The organism is Streptomyces sp. NBRC 109706, assembly GCF_000974485.1.
Classification (GTDB): Bacteria; Actinomycetota; Actinomycetes; order Streptomycetales; family Streptomycetaceae; genus Streptomyces.
Genome location: NZ_BBOM01000005.1, coordinates 377,548 through 402,368, shown reverse-complemented (window position 1 = coordinate 402,368; position 24,821 = coordinate 377,548). Strand labels below are relative to the sequence as shown.

Annotated in this window: 18 protein-coding genes; 13 read left to right on the top strand and 5 right to left on the bottom strand. The window is 70.4% G+C overall.

The genetic code is table 11. The features are described from left to right. Positions 1–24 precede the first annotated feature (24 nt). On the top strand, positions 25–1,017 hold the full coding sequence (locus AOM46_RS06710; protein WP_078856547.1) for a 4-hydroxy-3-methylbut-2-enyl diphosphate reductase: 993 nt from the start codon (positions 25–27) through the stop codon (positions 1,015–1,017). Positions 1,018–1,053: 36 nt separating this feature from the next. Here AOM46_RS06710 and AOM46_RS06705 read toward each other — a convergent pair whose 3' ends face one another. Next, positions 1,054–1,503, bottom strand: coding sequence for a DUF6542 domain-containing protein (locus tag AOM46_RS06705; protein ID WP_234313661.1), 450 nt, complete (start codon positions 1,501–1,503; stop codon positions 1,054–1,056). Between the two features lie 205 nt (positions 1,504–1,708). Here AOM46_RS06705 and ychF point away from each other — a divergent pair, with 205 nt between their 5' ends. Next, positions 1,709–2,797 (top strand): redox-regulated ATPase YchF, encoded by a 1,089-nt coding sequence (ychF, locus tag AOM46_RS06700; protein ID WP_062206989.1) that lies wholly within the window; start codon positions 1,709–1,711, stop codon positions 2,795–2,797. Between the two features lie 162 nt (positions 2,798–2,959). On the opposite strand, the gene AOM46_RS06695 is transcribed toward ychF, so the two are convergent. Continuing rightward, positions 2,960–3,664 carry a sigma factor gene (locus AOM46_RS06695; protein WP_062206988.1) on the bottom strand — a complete coding sequence of 235 codons (705 nt, stop codon included), beginning with the start codon at positions 3,662–3,664 and terminating at the stop codon, positions 2,960–2,962. Positions 3,665–3,845: 181 nt separating this feature from the next. On the opposite strand from AOM46_RS06695, the gene AOM46_RS06690 reads away from it, so the two are divergent. The 3 genes from AOM46_RS06690 to AOM46_RS06680 all read left to right on the top strand — a co-directional run bounded on the left by AOM46_RS06690 (position 3,846) and on the right by AOM46_RS06680 (position 6,931). Then, positions 3,846–4,598 carry a GntR family transcriptional regulator gene (locus AOM46_RS06690; protein WP_062206985.1) on the top strand — a complete coding sequence of 251 codons (753 nt, stop codon included), beginning with the start codon at positions 3,846–3,848 and terminating at the stop codon, positions 4,596–4,598. A 142-nt stretch (positions 4,599–4,740) separates the two neighbouring features. Then, positions 4,741–5,550 carry an ABC transporter ATP-binding protein gene (locus tag AOM46_RS06685; RefSeq protein ID WP_062206983.1) on the top strand — a complete coding sequence of 270 codons (810 nt, stop codon included), beginning with the start codon at positions 4,741–4,743 and terminating at the stop codon, positions 5,548–5,550. Positions 5,551–5,560: 10 nt separating this feature from the next. Further along, positions 5,561–6,931: an ABC transporter permease gene (locus AOM46_RS06680; RefSeq protein WP_234313660.1), complete on the top strand. Its 1,371-nt coding sequence runs from the start codon at positions 5,561–5,563 to the stop codon at positions 6,929–6,931. Positions 6,932–6,959: 28 nt separating this feature from the next. On the opposite strand, the gene AOM46_RS06675 is transcribed toward AOM46_RS06680, so the two are convergent. Together AOM46_RS06675 and AOM46_RS06670 are read right to left on the bottom strand one after the other, a co-directional pair. Beyond that, on the bottom strand, positions 6,960–9,437 hold the full coding sequence (locus tag AOM46_RS06675; protein ID WP_062206979.1) for a SpoIIE family protein phosphatase: 2,478 nt from the start codon (positions 9,435–9,437) through the stop codon (positions 6,960–6,962). A gap of 86 nt (positions 9,438–9,523) precedes the next feature. Further along, positions 9,524–9,751 (bottom strand): SPOR domain-containing protein, encoded by a 228-nt coding sequence (locus tag AOM46_RS06670; protein WP_062206976.1) that lies wholly within the window; start codon positions 9,749–9,751, stop codon positions 9,524–9,526. 418 nt (positions 9,752–10,169) lie between these two features. Here AOM46_RS06670 and AOM46_RS35800 point away from each other — a divergent pair, with 418 nt between their 5' ends. From AOM46_RS35800 to AOM46_RS06635, 7 genes are all read left to right on the top strand, one after another. Then, positions 10,170–13,394, top strand: a complete 3,225-nt coding sequence (locus AOM46_RS35800; protein ID WP_062206974.1) for an ABC transporter substrate-binding protein — start codon at positions 10,170–10,172, stop codon at positions 13,392–13,394. Between the two features lie 321 nt (positions 13,395–13,715). Beyond that, positions 13,716–15,584 (top strand): translational GTPase TypA, encoded by a 1,869-nt coding sequence (gene typA, locus AOM46_RS06660; RefSeq protein ID WP_062206973.1) that lies wholly within the window; start codon positions 13,716–13,718, stop codon positions 15,582–15,584. A gap of 390 nt (positions 15,585–15,974) precedes the next feature. Further along, positions 15,975–17,603 carry an ABC transporter substrate-binding protein gene (locus AOM46_RS06655; RefSeq protein WP_062206970.1) on the top strand — a complete coding sequence of 543 codons (1,629 nt, stop codon included), beginning with the start codon at positions 15,975–15,977 and terminating at the stop codon, positions 17,601–17,603. A gap of 91 nt (positions 17,604–17,694) precedes the next feature. Next, a complete protein-coding gene (locus AOM46_RS06650; protein WP_062206968.1) occupies positions 17,695–18,624 on the top strand; it encodes an ABC transporter permease in 930 nt (309 codons plus the stop codon). After that, complete coding sequence (locus tag AOM46_RS06645; RefSeq protein ID WP_062206965.1) at positions 18,617–19,606, top strand: ABC transporter permease; 990 nt, start codon at positions 18,617–18,619, stop codon at positions 19,604–19,606. Before AOM46_RS06650 ends, AOM46_RS06645 begins: the two co-directional genes overlap by 8 nt. Before the next feature lie 27 nt (positions 19,607–19,633). Continuing rightward, positions 19,634–20,656 (top strand): ABC transporter ATP-binding protein, encoded by a 1,023-nt coding sequence (locus tag AOM46_RS06640; RefSeq protein WP_062206963.1) that lies wholly within the window; start codon positions 19,634–19,636, stop codon positions 20,654–20,656. Then, complete coding sequence (locus AOM46_RS06635; protein ID WP_062206961.1) at positions 20,649–21,761, top strand: ABC transporter ATP-binding protein; 1,113 nt, start codon at positions 20,649–20,651, stop codon at positions 21,759–21,761. The genes AOM46_RS06640 and AOM46_RS06635 overlap by 8 nt, the downstream gene beginning before the upstream one ends. A 9-nt stretch (positions 21,762–21,770) precedes the next feature. Here the strand turns inward: AOM46_RS06635 and AOM46_RS06630 are convergent, their stop codons facing one another. Continuing rightward, positions 21,771–23,000 (bottom strand): hypothetical protein, encoded by a 1,230-nt coding sequence (locus AOM46_RS06630; RefSeq protein ID WP_062206959.1) that lies wholly within the window; start codon positions 22,998–23,000, stop codon positions 21,771–21,773. A 177-nt stretch (positions 23,001–23,177) separates the two neighbouring features. On the opposite strand from AOM46_RS06630, the gene AOM46_RS06625 reads away from it, so the two are divergent. Next, positions 23,178–24,812 carry an ABC transporter substrate-binding protein gene (locus AOM46_RS06625; protein ID WP_062206956.1) on the top strand — a complete coding sequence of 545 codons (1,635 nt, stop codon included), beginning with the start codon at positions 23,178–23,180 and terminating at the stop codon, positions 24,810–24,812. Positions 24,813–24,821 lie beyond the last annotated feature (9 nt).

Genomic DNA, 24,821 nt, shown 5'->3' with positions numbered 1-24,821 from the left:
CCTTCTCCCGCCGGCCCCTCTACGATGGGGCGCATGGCTGAAGACACCGAGCGTCGTCGCGTCCTACTGGCCGCCCCTCGGGGCTACTGCGCGGGCGTTGACCGCGCCGTGATAGCCGTTGAGCAGGCACTCAAGCAGTACGGCGCCCCCGTCTACGTGCGGCACGAGATCGTGCACAACAAGTATGTGGTGCGCACCCTGGAGCAGAAGGGCGCCATCTTCGTCGAGGAGACGGCGGAGGTCCCCGAGGGTGAAATCGTGATCTTCTCCGCGCACGGGGTGTCACCCGAGGTGCATCGGGAGGCGGAGCGCGGAAAGTTGGCCACCATCGACGCCACCTGCCCGCTGGTCACCAAGGTGCACAAGGAAGCCGTCCGGTTCGCCAAGGACGACTTCGACATCCTGCTGATCGGTCACGAGGGCCACGAGGAGGTCATCGGGACCAGCGGGGAGGCGCCCGAGCACATCACCCTGGTCGACGGCCCGGAGGATGTGGCGAACGTCGAGGTCAGGGACCCGGAGAGGGTCGTCTGGCTCTCCCAGACCACCCTCTCGGTGGACGAGACCATGGAGACCGTCGACGCCCTCAAGGGCCGGTTCCCGCAGCTGGTCAGCCCGCCGAGCGACGATATCTGCTACGCCACCCAGAACCGTCAGACCGCCATCAAGAAGGTCGCCGCCGACGCTGAGTTGGTGCTGGTCGTCGGCTCCAGGAACTCCTCGAACTCGGTCCGCATGGTCGAGGTGGCGCTCGGCGCCGGCGCCCGCGCCGCCCATCTGGTGGACAACGCCTCGGAGATCGACGAGTCCTGGCTGGACGGGGTCCGCACGGTGGGCCTCTCCTCGGGTGCCTCGGTGCCCGAGGTCCTGGTGGAGGGCGTGCTGGAGTGGCTGACCGAGCGCGGCTTCGCCGATGTGGAGCTGGTCCAGCCGATGGACGAGCACATCCAGTTCTCGCTGCCCAAGGAGCTGCGCAGGGATCTGCGTGCCGAGGCGGCGGCCAAGGTCAACGGCTGAGGGCCGGTCGGTCCCGGGCGGGCTTCCGGCTGGGGCTCAGCGGCCCCGGCTCAGCCGGCGGCGGAGCAGCTGAAGGCCCTTGCGCACCAGGACGATCCAGAGCGCGATGCCGGTGCCCACGAAGAGCCAGGGGGCGCGGAGCGCCAGCTCGGTGACGGTGTTCATGGGGCCGCTGGTGGCCAACAGGCCGACGGCGAAGGCGATGGGAGCGGCGATCGGCCCACAGATCAGCTCGGCGGGCCTGACCCAGCCGGCCGCCGCGACCGACGCCAACACGAACAGCACCCCGTAGAGGGTGGGCGCCCCGCCGAGCAGCTCGCAGAACCAGGCGGCCACCACCATCGCCGAGGTGGCCAGCACCCCGCAGCCGAGGCCGGTGAGTCGCGGGCGGGGGAGTCGGCCGAGGGCGACCAGGACCGGCGCCCGGCGCGGCCCGCCGGTTCTCGCCCGGGCCGAGGCCGGCGTCGCCCCTGCGGGTCGAGGCACCCGCCGGCGCGCCACGGCGGAATGTTGCCGAGGGTGCCGAGTTGTGTGCGTGCTGTGTTCCACCGGTCCAACGTAAGCCGCTGGTGGGGCCGCGCCTGGCGGGACACGCTTAACGGTCGATATGACCGCGCCCGGCGGGTGCTCCCCGGGGCGCCCGTAGACTGGTGAGCCGCGTCCACCCCTCACTCGTTCCGGGAAGTCTCACGTGTCGCTCACGATCGGAATCGTCGGCCTGCCCAACGTCGGCAAGTCCACGCTGTTCAACGCCCTGACCAAGAACGACGTGCTCGCGGCCAACTACCCGTTCGCCACCATCGAGCCCAACATCGGCGTGGTCGGCGTCCCCGACCCCCGGCTCCACAAGCTGGCCGAGGTGTTCTCCTCCCAGCGGGTGCTCCCGGCCACGGTGGACTTCGTCGACATCGCGGGCATCGTGCGCGGCGCCAGCGAGGGCGAGGGCCTGGGGAACAAGTTCCTGGCCAACATCCGTGAGTCGGACGCGATCTGCCAGGTGATCAGGGCCTTCCGTGACGAGAACGTGGTCCATGTGGACGGCAAGGTCTCGCCCAAGAGCGATATCGAGACCATCGACACCGAGCTGATCCTGGCCGATCTCCAGACCATCGAGAAGGTGCTGCCCCGGCTCCAGAAGGAGGCCAGGGTCAAGAAGGACAAGCAGCCGCTGGTCCGCGCGGTGGAGGAGGCGCAGGCGATCCTGGAGGAGGGGCGCACCCTCTTCGCCGCTGGCATCGCCCAGGGCAGCGAGCGCGCGGAGCCGCTGCGCGAGCTGCATCTGCTGACGGTGAAGCCGTTCCTCTATCTCTTCAACGTGGACGAGGACGAGCTGACCGACGAGGCGTTCAAGGAGGAGCAGCGGGCGCTGGTCGCGCCCGCCGAGGCGATCTTCCTCAACGCCAAGCTGGAGGCCGACCTCGCCGAGCTGGAGGAGGACGAGGCGCTCGAACTCCTCCAGACCGTCGGCCAGGACGAGCCGGGCCTCGCCACCCTGGCCCGGGTCGGCTTCGCCACCCTCGGCCTGCAGACCTACCTCACGGCCGGGCCCAAGGAGGCCAGGGCCTGGACGATCAAGCAGGGCGCCACCGCCCCCGAGGCCGCCGGCGTGATCCACACCGACTTCCAGAAGGGCTTCATCAAGGCCGAGGTCATCTCCTTCGACGACCTCGTCGAAGCCGGCTCCGTCACCGAGGCCCGCGCCCGCGGCCGGGCCCGGATGGAGGGCAAGGACTATGTGATGCGCGACGGCGATGTGGTGGAGTTCCGCTTCAACGTGTAGCGGGCGCGCGTCACCACCTCGCCGGTGCGGCGAACAGAGGGCCGTCAAGGGACTCTCCGGAACGGGCCGGTGCCGTCCCCCGGCGAACCCTCGACATGGGCACGGTCTTCCAGGACATGGTCGACCACCGAGGCGGCCTGCCTCCCTGCGAAGCCTGCGGCGTCATGCCGCGCCGTTGCCCTGGCCGGGGCGTTGTTTCTGCTCGTCGACCACGCCCAGTTCGAGCAGGGCGTATTCGTCCAGGAGCGTGCCCGCCGGGATGTCGTTGTGTTCCGTGGCCTGGATCTGCTGGAAGCCGAGGTAGCGGAAGGTCTCGGGGTCGAGGAGATAGGCGGACCGGGTGCCGGCCTCGGCGTCGGTGCGGGCCAGGCCCACGGCGGCGCGTCCCGCGGCGTCCTCGGTGTCCTCCAGCACTTCGATCCCCGGCACGCGGCCCAGCGCCTCGTAGACGCCGTCCTCGATGCCGGGCGGCAGCAGATCGGAGAACGCCAGGGCGCGGCGGGCCGCCGCCACCCGGCCGGCGTCCGTGATCCGGCCGACCACCTCGTCGGCGATGTCGGGCGCCGCCCGGGCGCTCGGCAACCGGGCCAGGGCGTGTTGGTAACGGCGTCTGGAACGCGAGGAGTTGCGCAGGGTGTTGAGGGCTGTTCCCATCAGCCAGGGGCGGAGGCTGGGGCCCTCGTCCCTGACCTGCTCGCGGAGCCGCCATGCCTCCAGGAAGGTCAGGGACACCACGTCCTCGGCCAGTGTCGGATCGCCGGTCGCGCGCAGGGCATAGCCGTCGATCAGCCGCGCATGAGCGCGGAACAGCTCCCGGAAGGCCTCCGGATCGCCGGCTCGTACGAGTGCGTGCTTCGTTGGTTCCACACCTGTACTTGTCCGCCCGGGGGATTGGCGTTACGCGTGACGTCGCGTCAGGTGTCCGGCTGCCGGACCGGCGGTCATCACTTCGAGTGAAACTCTGGCCGTCCCTTGCGGTTGGCAACTTTCTGTTGTCAAGCTGTTGCTGTTTGTCAGCATAAATCGGAAGCAACTGTGGGAGGGGCCTGTGTCATTCGGTGAACAGCCCGCGTATCTCCGGGTCGCGGACGACCTTCGGCAGCAGATCACCGACGGCAGCCTGCCACCACACACCCGGCTCCCCTCGCAGGCCAGCATTCGGGCCTCGTACGGGGTCTCCGACACGGTGGCGCTGGAGGCCAGGAAGGTGCTCATGGCCGAGGGCCTGGTCGAGGGGAGGTCGGGATCGGGCACCTATGTGCGGGAGCGCCCGGTGCCGCGCACCATCGCACGCAGCGGATACCGCACGTTGGGGGAGTGCTCGCCCTTCCGGCAGGAGCAGGCCGACGAGCGGGTGCGCGGCACCTGGGAGGCGCAGAGCGAGCGGGGCGAGGCCTCGCCAGGGGTCGCGGAGCGGCTGCGGGTGGAGCCGGGCGATCCGGTGATGTGCACGCGCTATGTGTTCCGGGTGGGGACGGAGCCGGCGATGGTCTCCACCTCCTGGGAGCCGCTGGGGCTCACCGGCCGCACGCCGGTGGTGCTGCCCGAGCAGGGCCCGCTCGCCGGGCGCGGGGTGGTGGAGCGGATGGCCGCGATCGATGTGATCGTCGACAACGTCGCCGAGGAGGTCGAGGCCAGGCCGGCCCTGGCCGCGGAGGCCCGGGTGCTGGGGGGCCTGCCGGGGCATCCGGTGCTGGTCATCCGCCGTACCTACCGGGCCGGCTGTCTGCCGGTGGAGACGGCGGACGTGGTGGTGCCGGCCGATCGGTTCCGCGTCGCCTACCACCTGCCGGTGCGCTGAGGGGTGGGCCCGGCCGGTCCCCGGCGGGGTGGTGCCAGCGCCACCCCGGTTCGGTGTCCGCCCCCATCGTTCCGGCCTCTGCCGCTCCGTAGCGTCAAGGGTGATGGCGCGGACGGGCGTTGTCAGAGCAGAGGAGTGGGCGATGTTCCGAGGAACGGACACGGGGGCGGCCGGTTCGGCCGAGGCGCTGCGCATGGTCTCCGTGCACAAGGTGTACGGCGGCCACGGCGCGGCCGGTACGGCGGTCAGGGCGCTGGACGGGATCACGCTGTCGCTGCCCACGGGAAGCTTCACGGCGGTGATGGGGCCTTCGGGCTCGGGGAAGAGCACGCTGCTGCAGTGCGCCGCCGGGTTGGATCAGCCGTCCGGCGGCCGGGTCGTGGTGGCGGGCGCCGAGTTGGCGGGCAGCGGCGAGGCGGAGCTGACCAGGCTGCGCCGGCAGCGCATCGGCTTCGTCTTCCAGCAGTTCAACCTGCTGCCCACGCTGACCGTGCTGCAGAACGTCACGCTCCCGCTGCGGCTGGCCGGCCGCAAGGTCGATCGGCGGCGGGCGGTGCGCACGCTGGAGCAGTTGGGCCTCGGGGAGCGGCTGCGGCATCTGCCCGCGCAGCTCTCCGGCGGCCAGCAGCAACGCGTCGCCATCACCCGGGCGTTGGTGACGGAGCCTGATGTGATCTTCGCCGACGAGCCCACCGGCGCGCTGGACACCCGTAGCGCCCGCGAGGTGCTCGGTCTGCTCGGCGAGGCGGTGCGGGTCCATGGCCGCACGGTGGTGATGGTCACCCACGATCCGGTGGCCGCCGCCTGTGCGGACCAGGTGCTCTTCCTCGCCGACGGCCGGCTGGTCGGCACGCTGGTCCGGCCCAGCGCCGAGGCGGTGGCCGAGCGGATGACGAGGCTCGGCGCCTGGGACGCGGCCGAGGCAGCCGACACGATCGCCGCGGGGGCCTGAGATGTTGCTGATGGCGATGCGTTCGCTGGCCAAGCGGCCCGGCGGCTTTGTCGCGGGGTTTCTCGCCGTGTTCTTCGGCGCGGCCATGGTGATGGCGTTCGGCTCCCTGCTGGACACCGCGGGCGGGCCCGGGGTGCCGGAGAGCAGCGTCGAGACGCTGGAGACGATGGCCTTTGTGGTCGGGGGCTACGGCCTGGCCCTGGTGATCTTCGCGGTCGTGTCCACCATGTCGCTGACGGTACGACAACGCGCCAGGGAGATGGCCCTGTTGAAGAGCGTGGGGGCCACCCCTGGCCAGGTGCGGCGGCTGATCGTGGGGGAGACGATGCTGCTGGCGCTGGCCGCCGTGGCGCTGGCGGTCCCCGCGTCGATGCTGTTGGGGCGGCTGCTCTTCGCGGCCCTGCGGGAGACCGGCCAGGTGGATGCGGGGATCGAGCATGTCTTCGGCCCGGCCGCGGTGTCCATGGGCGTGGCCAACGGGCTGACGGCGGCCCTGGTCGGCGCGCTGTTGACGGCCCGTCGGGCCACCCGGATGCGGGCCGTGGAGGCGATGGTCGACGCGGCGGGCGCCGGGGAAGCCGGGCCGTTGATGGGGCGGTGGCGCTGGATCGGCGCGCTGTTGGGCCTGGCCGCCACCGCCGGCGCCGTGGTGACCACGCTGACCGTGATGGACGGCGAGGGCGTGGACGTCTTCATGTCCGCCGGGCCAGGAGTGGTGGCCGCCGCGCTCACGGTGGCGCTGCTGGCGCCCGTGCTGCTTCGGGTGACGACGGTGCTGCTGGGCTGGCCGGTGCGGCTGCTGGGCGGCGTCAGCGGCCAGTTGGCGGTGGGCAACGTCCGCCGGCGCACGGGGGAGTTGGCCAGGGCGGTGATGCCGGTGACGCTGTTCACCACGGTCACGGCCGGCACGCTCGCCATGCAGCGGCTGGAGAACGTCCAGCTCAAGGCCGAGGGCGCGGTGGTGCTTGAGGAGAGCCGGACGATGGAGACGATGAACTATGTGGTGGTCGGCATCATCGCGGCCTTCTGCTGCATCATGCTGGTCAACACCCTGGTCGCGGCGACGGCCTTCCGCCGTCGGGAGTTCGGCCAACAGCGGCTGGCCGGGGCCACGCCCGGGCAGGTGCTGCGCATGGTGGGGGCCGAGTCCGCTCTGGTCGCGGGCGCGGGGGTGGTCTTCGGGCTGCTGGCCTCGCTGACGGCGCTGGTGCCGTTCGCCCATGCGCGGGCCGGCGTCTGGTTCCCGTCGGACGGCTGGGTCTGGGGCATCCATGGCGCGGTGGCTGGGTTCGCGGTGCTGATCACGCTGGTCGCCAGCGTGGGCACGGCGCGGCGGTTGATACGTCGCTCCTCGGCGGTGGAGGCGGTGTTGGCCGCCTGAGCCGGCCGGCTCAGGCCATGGCCATGGTTCAGGGCGCCGTGGTCAGTTCGAACCAGACGGTCTTCCCGGTGGATCCGCGCCTGGTGCCCCAGCGGCGGGCCTCCCGGGAGACCAGTGACAGCCCTCGACCACCCTCGTCCTCGGGGGTGGTCGTGCGTTCCCGTGGGGGGTCGAGCGCGGGGTCGGTGACCTCGATCAGCAGGGTTGAGCCGCGCACCACCCGCAGCTCCACCGGCCCGTGGGCATGGCGCACGGCATTGGTGACCAACTCGCTGACCAGCAGTTCTGCCTGGTCGATCAGGGCGTCCAGACCCCAGCCGCGCAGCGTCTCCACGACCACCCGGCGCGCCTCGCGCACCACCTGACGCTCCGCGGGGAACGTCCAGGAGGCCAGCCGGTCCGGCGGCAGGCCGCCGAGCCGGGCGATCAGCAGCGCGATGTCGTCCGAGTCGTGGTCCTTGACGTTGGGCCGCAGGGCCCCGATCAGATGGTCGCAGATCAGGCCGAGCGGGGCGTCCGATCCCGAGATGCGCTCCAGCAGCTCGCAGAGTCGCCCGACGCCGACGCCGAGATCCTCGTCCCTGGTCTCGATCAGGCCGTCGGTGTAGAGCACCAGCAGCGTGTCCTCGGGGACCTCGACGCGTGCCTCCTCGAACGGCATCCCGCTGACCCCCAGCGGCATTCCGGACGGCAGATCCAGCGGCTCGGCCCGCCAGCGTTCCGTTTTCGGGTCGTGGCTGACCAGCACGGGCGGGAGATGGCCCGCCTTGGCGATGGTGCAGATCCGGCTGGCGGGGTCGTAGACGGCATAGGCGCAGGTGGCCATCATCGGGTCGTCCGGGTGCTGGGCGATCTCCTTGCCCAGGTCGTTGATCCGGCGCAGCAGTTCGGCGGGCGCCAGATCGAGGGTGGCCAGGGTGCGCACGGCGGTCCGCAGCTGGCCCATGGTGGCGGCGGCGCGCAGCCCGTGTCCGGTGACATCGCCGATCACAAACGCCATCCGGCCGCCGGCGAGCGGGATCACGTCGAACCAGTCCCCGCCGATCTCGGCGCCACTGGCGCTGGGCACGTAGCGGTGGCTCACCGTGACGCCGGGCAGGTCGGGCAGCCACTGGGGCAGGAGGCTGCGCTGCAGCATCAGCGCGCCCTCGCGTTCCCTGGCGTAGAGGCGGGCGTTGTCCAGGAAGATCGCCGCCCGGGTGCCCGTCTCGGTGGCCAGCGCCAGGTCCTCGCGATCGAACGGGGTGCGTCGTTCGGCGCGGCTGATCAGCAGCAGGCCGAGCGTGGTGCCCCGGGCGCGGAGCGGCACGGTCAGCATGGACCGGATGCCCAGGCCCCGGACCGATTCGACCATCGGCGACTCCTCCGGCAGTCCCTCGGTGATCGTCTGCTGGTTGTCGGCCAGATGCGGGGAGCCGTGGGCCAGCACCGAGGCGAGGATCGGGGTGGGCGCGAAGGCCATGGTCTCGCCGACCTGCAGCAGGCGGTCGATGGTCGGGGTGTGGCGTTTGGCGGCGACGCCGAGCTGGACCAGCCGCACCGAGTCGAGATCGTCGACGGGTTCGGGTTCGTGGCCGTCGACGAGGGAGGCCAGCAGCAGCACGCTGGAGAAGTCGCCGAACCTGGGGACCAGTTGGCGGGACAGGGTCTCGGCGATCCGGCGCACGTCCAGCAGATCGCCGAGGGCGTTGCCGACGTCGTTGAGCAGGGCCAGCCGCTGCCGGGCGCGCTCGATCTTGGCAAGCGCCTCCCGTCGTTCGCTGATATCCATCACGGTGCATCCGACGCCCAGCGGCCGGCCCGTCCGGTCCGTCAGGCGGCCCAGCGAGACGGAGAGCGCGCCGTCGCCGCCGGGCGACGAGGTCACCAGGTCGATCACGGATCGGCCGGTGTCCAGCACCTCCCGCTGGAGCCGGTACAGCTCCTGGGCGGCGGGGCTCGGCAGCACATCGAGCACGGTCTTGTCCCGCAGATCCCGGTCGCCGAGGGAGTGGAGCCGGAGCAGGGCGTCGTTGACCCGGGCATAACGCAGCGAGGTGTCGAAGATGGCGACGCCGAGCGGGAAGGCGGTGAACAGCCCGTCGAGGGCCGCCAGGTCCTCCTCCACACCTCTGAGACGGTCCACTTCGACGAGATTGGCCAGAATGAGCGGGGTGTCGTCGGCACCCCGCAGCACGCTCGCCCGGCATTCGAGCGCGACGGTCCTGCCGTCCAGGTGACGCATCGGCAGCACGCCGTGCCAGTCGCCGGTTTCGAGCACATGACGGTGGCTGAGGAGGGGGCCGGAGTCCTCTTCGGGGGCCAGGAGTTCGGCCAGCCGGGTGCCTACGGTCTCCCGCTGGGAGCGGCCCAGGATCGCGTCGAGCGCTTCGCTCCACAGCACGACCCTGTCCGTGGAGTCCAGCGTCAGAAAACCGACCCGCAGCACGTCCAGCAGCGAGTGTTGACTGGCCCCGCCTGGGGAGGCCCTGAGCCGGCCTCCCGGGCGGGCAGGTTCTGTGTGCAACGCTCCATGTCCCCCGTCGGGTGCCTTCACCGGCCGGGTCCGGCAAAGCAGGGCTGAATGTCCCTTATACCCGATTGTGCATGGCGTCAGCGGCGCCCGCGCCCTCCGGCCTCAACGCGCTCGACCCGCTCGACGAGATAGCGCGCCTCCATCTCGGCCGGTATCGCCTCGGCCTCGATGGTCGCGCTCTCCGGACGTAGTCGCTTGATGAGCCGCTGGGCCTCGGCCCTGGTGGCGCAGTGGCCTATTCGGTAGCGGCTGCCGTTCTTGTCCTGACGGATCACCTGCCAGGGGTGCAGGTTGCTGCCGTTCATCACTCACCCCACCTCCGCATATGCCAGACCTTACGCCAGTGCCTTACCCAGCGCACACGGATCAGGCCATAGCGTTGGTGTTATGCGCCGGCGCACACAATGTGCTCCCCCTGTGCGCCGTTTCGGTGAGCCGGTTCCTTCGTTCTTCTTCCGGCGCGGGATCGGTGTGCGGGACCCGTGCGCCGGGCCGGGCCGCCGGCTCTTGGCGACGGCCGGCCACCCACCTTTTCTCGGACGGCCCGTCATCGGACGGCCCGTCACCGAACCTCGAACGGTGGGCCGGGCGGGTGGTCTCGCCGGGGTTTGGCATGCGCTCTCGCCGTGTCGTCACGGTCCTCGGGCTGCGGTCGCCTTGAGTGCTGGATACGTGTGATGAACGGGTAAGCGGATCGCGCCCGGTGGGTCGGAGGGACAATCGATGGCAGGCGTCGGCACGGGAACCGAGCACGCGGCGAGATGGAGCGGACACCCGACGGGACGCGCCCCACGCCCACGCGCCGCACCGTGGCTCGCGGCGCTCACCACCGGCGCGCTCCTCGTCCCCGCGCTGGCCGGCTGCGGCGGCGGCGCCACCCCCGATGTGCTCGCCGACGGCGCCGCCCAGTCGGTGGCCACCGCCCAACGCGCGGCGCTCCGCCAGGGCGGCAGCGCCGGCTGGGCGATCGACCGACTCCCCACCACCCTCAACGCGTTCCAGTACGAGGCCGACGAGGTCACCGAACAGATCGCCGCCGCCACCCTGCCGACCCTCTTCACCATCGACGCCCAAGGCCAGCCCCAGCGCAACCCCGACTATCTGCGCTCCGCCGAGATCACCGCCAGGGAACCCAAACAACAGGTCGTCTACACACTGCATCCCGATGCCGCCTGGAACGACGGAAAACCCATCACCGTCGACGATTTCATCGCCCAATGGAAGGCACTCAAAGGAGACGACCACGCCTACTGGTCCGCGCGCGCCCAGGGCTACGACCGCGTCGAGAAGATCGCCGAAGGCCCCGAGCCCCACCAGGTGGAGGTCACCTTCGCCCAGCCCTACGCCGAGTGGCGATCCCTCTTCAGCCCGCTCTACCCCGCCGGGGTGACCGGCGACCCCGAACGCTTCAACGAGGGCCTGCGCACCGAACTCCCCGTCTCCGCCGGCCCGTTCCGCATCGATTCGCTGGACGAGGAGGCCGGAACCGTCACCCTGGCCCGCGACGACGCCTGGTGGGGAGACCCGGCGCTGCTGGACGAACTCGTCCTCACCGCCGTCCCCCGCGCCCAGCGCCGCGCCGCCCTGCTGGACGGCACGGTGGACATCGCGGAGGTCACCCCCGCCGACGCCAACCGCATCGACGCGGCCGGCGCCGACCAGGACGACGACGGGAAGGGGGAGGGGCTGGGGGAGAACGACCTCGCCGCCGCCCAGGGACCCTCGACGGCGCTGGACGCGCTCCACGAGATGGCCACCGCCCGGCTCAGCGGCGAGGCCGACAGCGAGACGGCCGACCAGCGCTATGCGGCGGCCGTGGCCCGCGCCGAACAGACCCGAGAGCGCACCTTCGCGACCCGCGAGGAGGCGCTTAGGGAACAGCTGAGCGGCTTCACCGTGCATCGTGCCTACCATCCCAGCTACACCCAACTCACCCTCAACGGCAGCTCCGAACTGCTGGCGGACGAACAGGTCCGCTGGGCCGTCGCCCGCGCACTCGACCGCGAGAAACTGGCCAAGGACGTTCATGGCCCGGCGGGCCTCCCGGTACGGCCACTCGGCAGCCATGTGCGGATTCTCGGCCAACACGAGTACCAGGACAACAGTGAGGCGATCGGCGACGCGGGCGCCCGCCGACCGGCCGATCTGCTGGACGAGGTCGGCTGGCGCCACCAGGCGGCCGACGCGGCCGACCCGGCCACCGACGGCAAGTCCGCGTCCACCCCCACCCACGCCCAACCCCTGAGCCCCCGCCTCCCCACCGCCCACCAACGCGCCGCCCTCCTCCACCAAGCCGCCTCCTTCCTCCCCACCCCGCCCACCCCTGAAGGGGAGGCAACCCAACCCGCCGACCCGGCTGTTGCGCCGACACCAGCCGCGGCAGGGCTACCCGCCCAGGACGCCGCTGCGGCCGCCGGCACGGCGGCCGTGCCGGCGCGTGCCGCGTCCGGCGTGGTTGCAGTGGGTGGTGCCGCCGCCAACTGGGCGGCGAGCGCGGGCCCTTCGCCGGCCGCCAGCGGGATGGCCGGGGCAGCGCCTGCCGTTCCCGGGCCGTCCGGTCAGGACGCCGTTGTGGGGGCTGCGTTTCCTGGCGGCGCGACCTCGCCGGCCGCCGGCGCGGCGGCCGTGCCGGCGCGTGCTGCCTTCGCCGTCCCTGGGCGGTCCACCAGAGACGCCGCTGTGGGGGTTACCGCCATCGTTTCGCGGGGCGTTGACGTGGCGGCCGTGCCGGCGCGTGCCGCGTCCGGCGCGGTTGCCGAGGACGCTGCCGTGGGTGGTGCTGCCGCCAACCGGACGGTGAGCGCGGCCACTTCGCGGGCCGCCAATGTGACGGCCGCGTCAGCCGTTCCTGGGCCGTCCGCCGAGGGCGCCGTTGTGGGGGCTGCGGCCCCGGGCGGGGCGCCCGGCGGCGCCACTTCGCGGGCCGCCAATGCGGCGGCTGCGTCAGCCGTCCCTGGGCCGTCCGCCCAGGGCGCCGTTGTGGGGGCTGCCGCCCCGGGCGGCGCGCCCAGCGGCACCGCTTCGCCAGCCGCCAATGCGACGGCCGCGTCTGCCGTTCCCGGGCCGTCCGCCCCGAAGGCCGTTGTGGGAGCTGCGGCCCCTGGCGGCGTGACCTCGCGGGCCGCTGGCGCGACAGCCGTGTCAGCTTCTGCCGCCCCGGGCGAAGCGCCCAGCGCCAAGGCCGCGTCAGCGCTTGCCGCGTCCGAGTCGTCCGCCCAGGAGGCCGCTGAGGCCGCCGGCGGGGCGCCCGGCGGCACCGTTTCGTGGGCCACCAACGCGCCGGCCGGCGGCGCGGTGGACGTGCCTGCCGTGCCTGGGCCGTCCGCCCAGGACACCGCCCAGGACACCGCCCAGGACGTCGCTGAGGAGGCGGTGCGGGAGGTCGCGCGGTTGGAGGCGGCTGCTGCCGCGCCCGTGCGGGCCAAGGACGGGGAGGAGTTGAGCCTCCGCTTCGTGGTGCCGGACGGCGCCGACGCCGAGCCGTTGCGGCGGGTCGCCGGGCGGATCGCGGCGATGCTCGCGACCGCGGGGATCGGCACGGAGTTCGTCGAGGCGCCGGCCGAGGAGTTCTTCGACGGCTATGTCGTCTCCGGCGCGTTCGATCTGGCGCTCTACTCCTGGCCGGCCACCGCCTTCCCGGCGACCGACGCGACGCCGCTGTTCACCAAGCCGCAGTCCATCCCGGGTGGGCAGCTGCTGATCGAGCAGAACTACGCCCGGGTCGGCACCGACCATATCGACCAGCTGTTGGACCGGGCCGCGGGCGAGCTGGACGAGAGCGAGTACCACCGGCTGTTGGACCAGGCTGACGCCAGGATCTGGGCGGCGGCCGGCTCGTTGCCGCTGTTCCAACGGCCTCAGCTGGTCGCGGTCAACGGCGAGTTGGCCGGCGTGGGCGCGTTCGGTCTGGCCACCCCCAGGTTCCAGGACATCGGCTTCCGTGCCTGAGGACGGGCCTGAGGACGGGCCTGAAGGCGCACTCGGCGATATGCCTGTAGGCACAGTCGAGAACGCGCCGCGTCGGTGACGGAGAGCGGGTGCGGTCCCTCGTGGCTCTCCGTGGCTCTCCGTGGCCGGGGTGGACACCGGGGCCGTGCCCGGTCCGCCGGCCGGCGTGCCGCGCGGGTGGCGCGGCGGGCCCCGTACCATGGCAGTCGAGGCCGGAGCCACGGCCTGTCTGGTGCGGGGCTGGGGGGCCCAGCGGTTCGCCGGGCATGGCCCTTGTCTGCCGAGCCGTCTCAGCCACGAACTCGGGAGTACAGCCCAGCCATGCCTACGCGCCACGACATTCGCAATGTCGCCATCGTCGCCCACGTCGACCACGGCAAGACCACGCTGGTGGACGCCATGCTCCGGCAGGCGGGGGCGTTCGCCGCACACCAGCAGATGGACGACCGGATGATGGACTCCGGGGACCTTGAGCGGGAGAAGGGCATCACCATTCTCGCCAAGAACACCGCGGTCCGTTACCACCCCAAGGGCGGTGGCGACCCGGTGGTGATCAACATCATCGACACGCCCGGCCACGCCGACTTCGGCGGCGAGGTGGAGCGTGGGCTCTCGATGGTGGACGCGGTGGTGCTGCTGGTCGACGCCTCCGAGGGGCCGCTCCCGCAGACCAGGTTCGTGCTGCGCAAGGCGCTCCAGGCGCGGCTGCCGGTGATCCTGTGCATCAACAAGACGGACCGTTCCGACGCCCGGATCTCCGCGGTGGTGAACGAGACCTATGACCTCTTCCTGGATCTGGACGCGGACGAGGAGCAGATCGAGTTCCCCATCGTCTACGCCTGCGCCCGGGACGGCGTCGCCTCGCTGACCCAGCCGGCGGACGGCACCGTGCCGGACGACAGCGACAGCCTGGAGCCGTTCTTCACCACGCTGCTGGAGTCGGTGCCGGCTCCGGTGTACGAGGAGGACGCGCCGCTGCAGGCGCATGTCACCAACCTGGACGCGGACAACTTCCTCGGCCGGATCGCGCTCTGCCGGGTGCGGCAGGGCAGCCTCCGCAAGGGGCAGACGGTGGCCTGGCTGCGGCGCGACGGTTCCTCGTCCCAGGTGCGGATCACCGAGCTGATGATGACGGAGGCCCTTACCCGCAAGCCGGCCGAGGTGGCCGAGCCGGGGGACATCTGCGCCGTCGCCGGTATTCCGGACATCATGATCGGCGAGACCCTGGCGGACCCGGAGCGGCCCGAGGCGCTGCCGTTGATCACCGTCGACGAGCCGGCGATCTCCATGACCATCGGCACCAACACCTCGCCGCTGGTCGGCCGGGGCGGCAAGGGGCACAAGGTCACGGCGCGGCTGGTCAAGGACCGGCTGGACCGCGAGCTGGTCGGCAACGTCTCGCTGCGGGTGCTGCCGACCGAGCGGCCCGACGCCTGGGAGGTGCAGGGTCGGGGCGAGCTGGCGCTGGCCATCCTGGTGGAGACGATGCGCCGGGAGGGCTTCGAGCTGACCGTGGGCAAGCCCGAGGTGGTCACCCGGGAGATCGACGGGAAGGTGCACGAGCCCGTCGAGCGGATGACGATCGACGCTCCCGAGGAGCATCTGGGGGCCATCACCCAGCTGATGGCGTCCCGCAAGGGCCATATGGAGACGATGACCAACCACGGCTCCGGCTGGGTGCGGATGGAGTTCCTGGTGCCGTCGCGCGGGCTGATCGGCTTCCGGACGGAGTTCCTCACGGAGACCAGGGGCACCGGCATCGCGCACAGCATCTTCGAGACCCACGAGCCCTGGGCGGGCGAGCTGCGCACCCGGAAGAGCGGTTCGCTGGTGGCCGACCGGGCCGGTGTCGCCACCCCGTACGCGATGTTGAACCTCCAGGAGCGCGGCGTGATCTTCGTCGAGCCGGGCACGGAGGTCTACGAGGGCATGATCGTCGGGGAGAATTCCCGATCCGACGACATGGACGTCAACATCACGAAGGAGAAGAAACTCACCAATATGCGTGCCGCCGCCTCCGACACCACGGAGAACCTGGTGCCGCCGCGCCGTCTTTCGCTGGAGCAGTCCCTGGAGTTCTGCCGCGAGGACGAGTGCGTCGAGGTGACGCCGACGGAGGTGCGCATCCGTAAGGTGACGTTGGACCAGCGGGCGCGTGGCAGGGCCACGGCGCGGGCCAAGCGGCAGTGAGCCGGCGGCTGTTGAGCCGGCGTCGGTGAACCGGACGCCGAGAGCGTGTCGGCGGGATCCGCACATTGCGGGGCATCGGCGGCATTGGGCCGCACATGTCAAACGACTTTCTGGCCCGCTATGAGGTGGCTCGTCCGTTATCCGGACCATGGGGCGCGATTTACGTCACATCGGTCCGGATAACGGAGAGGTCCAGTGGGTGATTTGTCCGTTTTTGACCCCTATCCCCTTGCTATCTTCATCAAAATGAAATGGGGGGGCGGTGGTTAGCGCGGGGTTTATGCCCAATAGTTGTGGGCATTGCGAACCGGACGCGAGTGACGCGGGTAGACGTCTCCGTGATCCGGGCTTCTCAAGCAGTGACATTGAACTCCCAAGGAGGCAAAGCCCATGCGTGGTGCGCGTAGCGCCAAATGGGTCGCCAGTGCGATAGTCGTGGCTCTTGCCGCGACCGCCTGTGGTGGCAGTGACGACGACGACTCGACGAGCGATGGCGCTTCCGACGGGAACTCGGGAGGCGGCATCGTCCGGGTCGACGGCGGCGAGCCGCAGAACCCGCTGATCCCCTCCGACACCAGCGAGGCCTACGGCGGCCTGGTGATGGACAACATCTTCTCGAAGCTCCTGGAGTTCGACGACAGCGGTGAGATCGAGCTGCTCGCCGCCGAGTCGATCGAGCCCAACGAGGACGCCACGGTGTGGACCGTCACGTTGAACTCCGGCTGGACGTTCCACGACGGCACCGACGTGACCGCCCAGCACTACGTCAACGCGTGGAACTGGGCCGCCAACGTCGACAACAACCAGTCGTCGAGCTTCTGGTTCGCCGACATCGCGGGCTACGAGGACGTCCACCCGGAGGAGGGTTCGCCCACCGCCGAGGAGATGTCCGGTCTGAGCGTGGTGGACGATCTGACCTTCGAGATCGCCCTGTCGCACCCGGTCTCGTACTACAACTACAAGCTGGGTTACACCCCGTTCACCCCGCTGCCCGACAGCTTCTACGACGACCCCGAGGGCTTCGGCGAGGCCCCGGTCGGCAACGGCCCGTACCGGCTGGACGAGTGGAACCACAACACGTCCATCAAGCTGAGCACGTACGAGGACTACGCCGGTAGGAACGCGGCGAAGAACGACGGCGTCGAGATCATCGCCTACACCGGTCTGGACGCGGCCTACCAGGACCTGCTCTCGGACAACCTCGACGTCATCCGTCAGGTGGACCCGAAGGACCTGCCGGTCTACGAGACCGACCTCGGCGACCGCGCCATCTCCCAGGCGTACAACGGCATCCAGTCCATCGTCCCCGTCAAGTACGGCGACTGGGAGAACGTGGACCCGCAGGTCATCCAGGGCATCTCCAAGGCCATCGACCGGGAGACCATCACGCAGACCGTGCTCAACGGCTCGCGTACCCCGGCCGACAGCTTCGCTCCCCCCGGTGTGCTGGGCTACCAGGAGGGCGCCGACGGCGGCATCGCCGAGTACGACCCCGAGGCGGCGCGCGACCTGGTCGAGGCCGGCGGTGGCGTCCCGAACAACGAGATGGTGCTGCAGATCAACGGTGACGGTGGCCACCAGGAGTGGGCCGAGGCCGTCTGCAACAGCATCATCGACGCGCTCGACATCGAGTGCACGCTCGACATCAAGCCGGACTTCGACACCGACCTGGAGGCGCGTGCCGCCAACGAGGTCCAGTCGTTCTACCGCGGTGGCTGGCTCGCCGACTACCCGCTGAACGCCAACTTCATGAGCGAGCTGTACCACTCGCGCTCGTCCACCAACTACGGCCGCTTCGACAACCCCGAGGTCGACGCGCTGTTCGAGCAGGGTGACCAGGCCGCCTCGCTGGAGGAGACCGTCACCGCCTACCAGGAGGCCGAGCAGGTCCTCTGGGAGGAGATGCCCGCCATCCCGCTGTGGTTCCAGAACGTCAACGGTGGCTACTCCAACAACGTGGAGAACGTCGCCTTCGACACCGCCGGCATGCCGATCCTGACCGAGGTCACGGTCAAGTAAGGCCAGCACGACACCAGCAGTGCAAGGGGGCCGGCGGGCCACTCCGTCAAGGAGCGGCCCGTCGGCTCCGCCGACTTACCTGGAGGAACCCATGGGGCGCTATGTCGTGCGGCGACTGCTCCAGATGATTCCGGTGTTCATCGGTGCGACGTTCATCATCTTCATGATGATGTACAGCCTGCCCGGTGACCCGATTCGGGCCCTGTGGGGCGAACGCGCCCCGGACGAGGCCCAGATGGCCGCGATGAAGGAGAGCCTGGGGCTCGATCAGCCCATTCTCAAGCAGTACTGGGACTACCTGACAGGGTTGCTCCAGGGCGACTTCGGCACCCAGATAGCCAGCCGCCGCGAAGTCTGGGACGTGATCACGGAGGCCCTGCCGGCAACGGTCAGACTCACGCTTCTCGCCTTCACGATCACCGCGGTGGTGGGGGTCTCCATGGGCCTGATCGCGGGGCTGCGGGCCGGTGGCAAGATCGACCGCGTCATCCTCTTCGTCACGCTGCTGCTGATCTCGGTGCCGGTCTTCGTGATCGGTTACCTCTACCAGACCTACTTCGGGGTCCGCTGGGGGCTGGTCAAGCCCTCCGTGCAGGACTCCGAGAGCTGGGGGCAACTACTGCTCCCCGCCGTGGTGTTGGCGTCGCTGTCGCTGGCCTATGTGGCCCGGCTGACGCGCACCTCCATCGCGGAGAACAAGCGCGCCGACTACATGCGGACCGCCCGCGCCAAGGGACTCTCCAAGTCGCGCGCGGTGCGGGTGCACCTGCTCCGCAACTCGCTGATCCCGGTGATCACCTTCCTCGGCGTGGACCTGGGCAGCCTCTTCGCCGGTGCCATCGTCACCGAGGGCATCTTCAACATCCACGGCATCGGGCGCACCGTCTATCTGGCTCTCACCTCGCGCGAGGGAGCGACGGTGGTGGGGGTCGTCTCCTTCATCATCCTCGTGTATCTCGTCGTCACGCTGCTCGTCGACCTGCTGTACGCGGTCCTCGACCCAAGGATTCGCTATGCCTGAGTTCGAAGCCACCGAGGTCAGCACGTCCCTGAAGGCCGGAGTGCCGAAGCAGGTCGATGTCGGGGTCACCGCCGACGGCGAGCCGCCGGTCATGGCCGAGTCGGGGCCGGTGCCCGGCAAGCCGCGCAGCCTCTGGTCCGACGCGATCCACGATCTGGTGCGCAAGCCCAGCTTCCTGATAGCGGCGGTGATCATCCTCTTCCTGCTGGTGATGGCCGCCTTCCCCGGCTGGTTCACCAGTGTCAGCCCGCGCGCCGCCGACCTGCAGAACCGCTATCTGGAGAAGCCGCAGCTGACCCACTTCTTCCAGCCGGAGTGGCTGGGCTACAACCAGCAGGGCCAGAGCATCTACGCGCGGATGATCTACGGCACCCGCGCCTCGATCATCATCGGCATCTGTGTGACCGGGCTGGTGCTGATCACCGGCGGTCTGATCGGCATGCTCGCCGGCTACTTCGGCGGCTGGCTGGACGCGGTGCTCTCCCGGATCACCGACACCTTCATGGGCATCCCCTTCCTGCTGGGCGCCATGGTGATCCTGGTGTCGTTCGACACCAGGACCATCTGGACGGTGACGCTGGCACTGGCCTTCCTGGGCTGGACCACCATCGCGAGGGTGATGCGCGGTTCGGTGATCGCCATCAAGCAGTCGGACTATGTGACGGCGGCCCGTTCGTTGGGGGCGGGCACCTGGCGCATTCTGTTGCGCCATGTGCTGCCCAACGCGGCGGCGCCGGTGATCGTGGTGGCGATGATCGCGCTCGGCGGCTACATCACGGCCGAGGCGGTGCTCTCCTTCCTGGGCATCGGGCTCTCCGACCCGGCGATCTCCTGGGGCGGCGACATCAACCGGGCGCAGAAGCAGATCCGGGTGGCGCCGCATGTGCTGCTCTACCCGTCGATCCTGCTGAGCATCACCATCCTGTCCTTCCTGATGCTGGGGGACGCCGTGCGTGACGCCCTCGACCCCAAGCTGCGCTGAGTTGGAGATACGCGCGTGTCGATTGAAATGACCAAGGCGGATATCCCCGGCGTTCCGCTGCTCGAAGTCCGGGACCTGCACGTCGAGTTCCACACCAGGGAGGGTGCGGCCAAGGCGGTCAACGGGGTCAGCTACACGGTGGACGCGGGGGAGACCCTGGCGGTGCTCGGCGAGTCGGGCTCCGGCAAGTCGGTGACCGCGCAGACCATCATGGGCATCCTGGACATGCCGCCGGGGAAGATCACCGGCGGCGAGATCCTCTACCGCGGCCAGGACATGCTCAAGATGTCAGAGGACGAGCGGCAGTCGCTGCGCGGCGACAAGATCGCGATGATCTTCCAGGACGCGCTCTCCTCGCTCAACCCGGTGCTGAGCGTGGGCTACCAGCTGGGCGAGATGTTCCGGGTGCACCGGGGCGACAGCCGCAAGGTGGCCAAGGCCAAGGCCGTCGAGCTGATGGACCGGGTGCGCATCCCGGCCGCCAAGGAGCGGGTCAACGACTATCCGCACCAGTTCTCCGGCGGTATGCGGCAGCGAATCATGATCGCGATGGCGCTGGCCCTGGAGCCCGACGTGATCATCGCGGACGAGCCGACCACGGCGCTGGACGTCACCGTGCAGGCCCAGGTGATGGACCTGCTGGCCGAGTTGCAGCGGGACTTCCAGATGGGACTGATCCTGATCACCCACGACCTGGGCGTGGTCGCCGACGTCGCCGACAAGATCGCGGTGATGTACGCGGGCCGGATCGTGGAGACCTCCCCGGTGCACGAGCTGTACAAGCGGCCCGCGCACCCGTACACCAAGGGTCTGCTGGAGTCGATCCCGCGCCTGGACCACAAGGGCAAGGACCTCTACGCGATCCAGGGCATGCCGCCCAGCCTCACCGCGATCCCCGAGGGCTGCGCGTTCAACCCGCGCTGCCCGCTGGCGGAGGACATCTGCCGCGCGGAGGCGCCGCCGCTGTCCGAGGTCCTGGAGCAGGACGGCGGCCCGATCGGCGGCCGGCGGAGCGCGTGCCACTTCTGGAAGGAGACGATCCATGGCTGACCGGGGCGAGCCCATCCTGGAAGTGACCAATCTCGTCAAGCACTTCCCGCTGACCCAGGGCATCCTGTTCAAGCGGCAGATCGGCGCGGTCAAGGCCGTGGACGACGTCTCCTTCGAGCTGTACCAGGGCGAGACGCTGGGCATCGTGGGGGAGTCGGGCTGCGGCAAGTCGACGGTGGCGAAGCTGCTGATGAGCCTGGAGACGCCGACGTCGGGCACGATCCGCTACAAGGGCGAGGACATCGCCCGGCTCTCGGGGCGGGCGTTGAAGGCGGTGCGGCGGAACATCCAGATGGTGTTCCAGGACCCGTACACCTCGCTCAACCCGCGGATGACGGTGGGCGACATCATCGGGGAGCCGTTCGAGATCCACCCCGAGGTGGCGCCCAAGGGAGACCGGCAGGCGAAGGTGCGGGAGCTGTTGGACGTGGTCGGGCTCAACCCCGAGTACATCAACCGCTATCCGCACCAGTTCTCCGGCGGCCAGCGGCAGCGCATCGGCATCGCCCGTGGGCTGGCGCTCAACCCGGAGATCATCATCTGCGACGAGCCGGTCTCCGCGCTGGACGTCTCGGTGCAGGCCCAGGTGATCAACCTGATGGAGCGGCTGCAGAACGAGTTCAACCTCTCCTATGTGTTCATCGCGCACGACCTGTCGATCGTGCGGCACATCTCCGACCGGGTCGGCGTGATGTACCTGGGGAAGCTGGCCGAGGTCGGTACGGACACCGAGATCTACGACCACCCGACCCACCCGTACACCCAGGCGCTGCTCTCCGCCGTGCCGCAGCCGGACCCGGAGGTGCGGGAGGCGCGCGAGCGGATCATCCTGGCCGGCGATGTGCCGTCCCCGGCCAATCCGCCGTCCGGCTGCCGCTTCCGCACCCGCTGCTGGAAGGCGCAGGACCGGTGTTCCGAGGAGGTGCCGCTGCTGGCGGTGCCCGAGCGGTTCCGGCCCAAGGGCGCCGACGACGCCGAGGCGGCCGAAGGCTCAGTGGCCGCCGAAGGCTCCGGGGCCACCCTGGCGAAGGCCGACGAGCCGACCGGTGCCGCGCACCCTTCGGCCTGCCACTTCGCCGAGGAGCGGGACGTGGTGCACGTCTGACGGCGGGTCTCAGCCGGCGCCGCCGGGATCCCGTCCACCGAGGATCACGGTGCGCCAGGTGAACCCGTCGGCCGAGAGCCGGTAGTGCCCGGGTTGGCCCAGGTCGGTGAGGAGATGACCGGCCGGCGTCAGCTCGGGCAGCTCGGGCGGCGCGCCCTGCCGGGTGACGGCGAAGCTCAGCGCCCGGTCGGTGCTGGTGTAGATGGCGTCGAACGAGTAGACGGTGAGGCTGCCGTCGGCGCCGGCGATCGGGGTGCCCACCAGCGACTGCGGCCCCGGCCCCGATCCGGCCGACCAGGTCGGCCGCCAGCTGGCGCCCTCGTCGGAGCTGCGGTAGACGGTGAGCACGCTGGTGGTCAGCGCCGCGCCGCCGGTGCCGACCGCCGCGTTGCCGCTGGCCAGCACGTACCAGTCGGTGGGGCCCGCGGCCAGCACCAGGGAGTTGACGTCGTGTGGATGCGGCGTCGGGGCGGCGTCGAGCAGCCCGAGCCGCTGCCAGCCGCGTCCGGCGTCCCGGGTGACGGCGATATCCGGCTCCGCCGTCTCCGGATCGAGCCCGGCCACCCACCAGCCGCCGCCCGGCAGCGGTCCCGGGCGGCCCAGCTCGGTCAGCGGTGGCTGCTCCGCCAGCCGGCGTGCCTCGGCGGTCTCCGGCAGCAGCACTTCGAGGGCCCGGTCGTCGGCGCTCAGCCCGGCCGGTCTCGGCACGGCGCCAGGGGGGATCTCGGGAACGGTCTCCGGCGCGGTGGGCGGGGCGGGGGCCCAGTGCAGGCCGCCGTCGGTGGAGACCCAGTCCCGATCGCCGCTGGAGACCCGCAGCGCCCCGGTGCCCACCGCCTCCACGGTGTACAGGCTGCCGCCGCCCGGGGTGGTGGGCAGCGGGGTCTCCCTGATCCCCCAGCGGTCGCCTTCGAGAACGGCGACGCGGTAGACGCAGTGGCCCCGAGCGGCGGAACCGTTTTCCGGGCCGTCGGGGCCGTCGGTGCCGTCCGTGGGGGCGCAGTCGATCAGTAGGGCGGCGGCGTGGTCGGGTCCGGCGAGACTGAGCTGCGTCACCTGGCCGGAAAGCTCCGGCGCCGAGGGGATCGGCGGTGGGGTGCTGGACGGAACGGCGCGGGGCGTCGGGGTGGGCGCCTCGGATGCGGCGGGGTCGTCGGTCGGCTGTTCGGTAGCGGTGCAGCTCAGCAGTGCCAACGTGGCGAGCAGCAGCACCTTGGGGAGGGGGGACCTGCGTGCCATGGCCGGACGATAACGCAGCGGGCTGGTCCGGCATATGGGGGTTTTCGGGCAACACTCCGGGATGCTGCGCATCTGATTGGCTGTAAATAGGGATACAAGGGACGGACGCGGCGTGAACCCGGGAGTACTCCCCAGGGCGCCGGACAACCGCATTCACTCCCCTCGCAGGAGGCGCCCATGCCCGGCAGCATCCGTCTGCGCTCAGTCCTTGTCGCGGTGACGGCCATCGCGCTGGTCGCCACGGGTTGCGGCGGCGACTCAGGAGGCGACGGCGGCGGCTCGGGGGTGATCCGGGCCTCCTGGGGCGACCCGCAGCATCCGCTGGAGCCGGCCAACACCAACGAGGTGCAGGGCGGCAAGGTCCTCGACATGATCTTCCGGGGGCTCAAGCGCTACAACCCGGAGACCGGCGCGGCCGAGGACATGATGGCCGAGTCGATCGAGACCGAGGACCAGCGCACCTTCGACGTCACCATCAAGGAGGGCTGGACCTTCCAGGACGGCACCGAGGTCACCGCCGACTCCTATGTGGACGCCTGGAACTACGGCGCGCATCTGGACAACGCGCAGGTGGCCAGCTACTTCTTCCAGTTCGTCGAGGGCTATGACGAGGTCCACCCCGAGGAGGAGGGGGCCGAGGCCACCGCCGACACCCTCAGCGGCCTTGAGGTGACCGGCGAGCACACGTTCACCGTCCGGCTCACCGAGCCCTTCGCGCTCTGGCCGGAGACCCTGGGCTACGCCGCCTACGCCCCGCTGCCGAAGGCGTTCTTCGAGGACCACGACGCCTGGCTGTCCAAGCCGATCGGCAACGGCCCCTACCAGATCGACTCCTACCAGCGCAGCCAGCGGATGAACCTGGTCCGCTACGAGGACTACAGCGGGCCGGACGACGCGCAGAACGAGGGCGTCGAACTGCGGGTCTACACCGACAACAACACCGCCTACACCGACCTCCAGGCCGGCAACCTCGACCTGATCGACGATGTGCCGGCCTCCCAGCTGAAGAACGCGAAGTCCGATCTCGGCGACCGCTATATCAACCAGCCGGCCGGGATCATCCAGACCGTCAGCTTCCCGCTCTACGACGACGCCTGGTCGGGCGACGACGGGGTCAAGCTGCGCAAGGGCCTGTCGATGGCGATCAACCGGGAGGAGATCACCCAGCGGATCTTCCAGGACACCCGCACCCCCGCCAGCGATTTCACCTCCCCGGTGCTCGGCGACGCCGGCGGCTTCCAGGAGGGGCTCTGCGGCGAGGTCTGCGAGTACCACCCGGACCGCGCCAAGGAGTTGATCGAGGAGGCCGGCGGCCTGCCGGGCGGCCGGGTCACCCTCTCCTCCAACGTGGACACCGGCTCCCACCGACAGTGGCTGGACGCGGTCTGCAACAGCGTCAACAACGCCCTGGAGAGCGAGAACGCCTGCACCGTCAACCCGGTGCCGACGTTCGCCGACTTCCGCAACCAGATCACCAACCGCGAGATGACGGGGATGTTCCGCACCGGCTGGCAGATGGACTATCCGCTGATCCAGAACTTCCTCCAGCCGCTCTACTACACGGACGCCTCCTCCAACGACGGCGACTACAGCAGCGAGGAGTTCGACGCCCTGGTCGACGAGGCCAACTCGGCGGACAACGAGGACGATTCGGTGAGCCTCTTCCAGGACGCGGAGCAGGTGCTGGTGGACGATCTGCCGGCCATCCCGCTGTGGTACCAGAACGGCACCGCCGGCTACTCGGAACGACTGAGCGATGTGCGGCTGAACCCCTTCTCGGTGCCGGTCTTCACCGACATCACCGTCGGCTGACCACCGTCC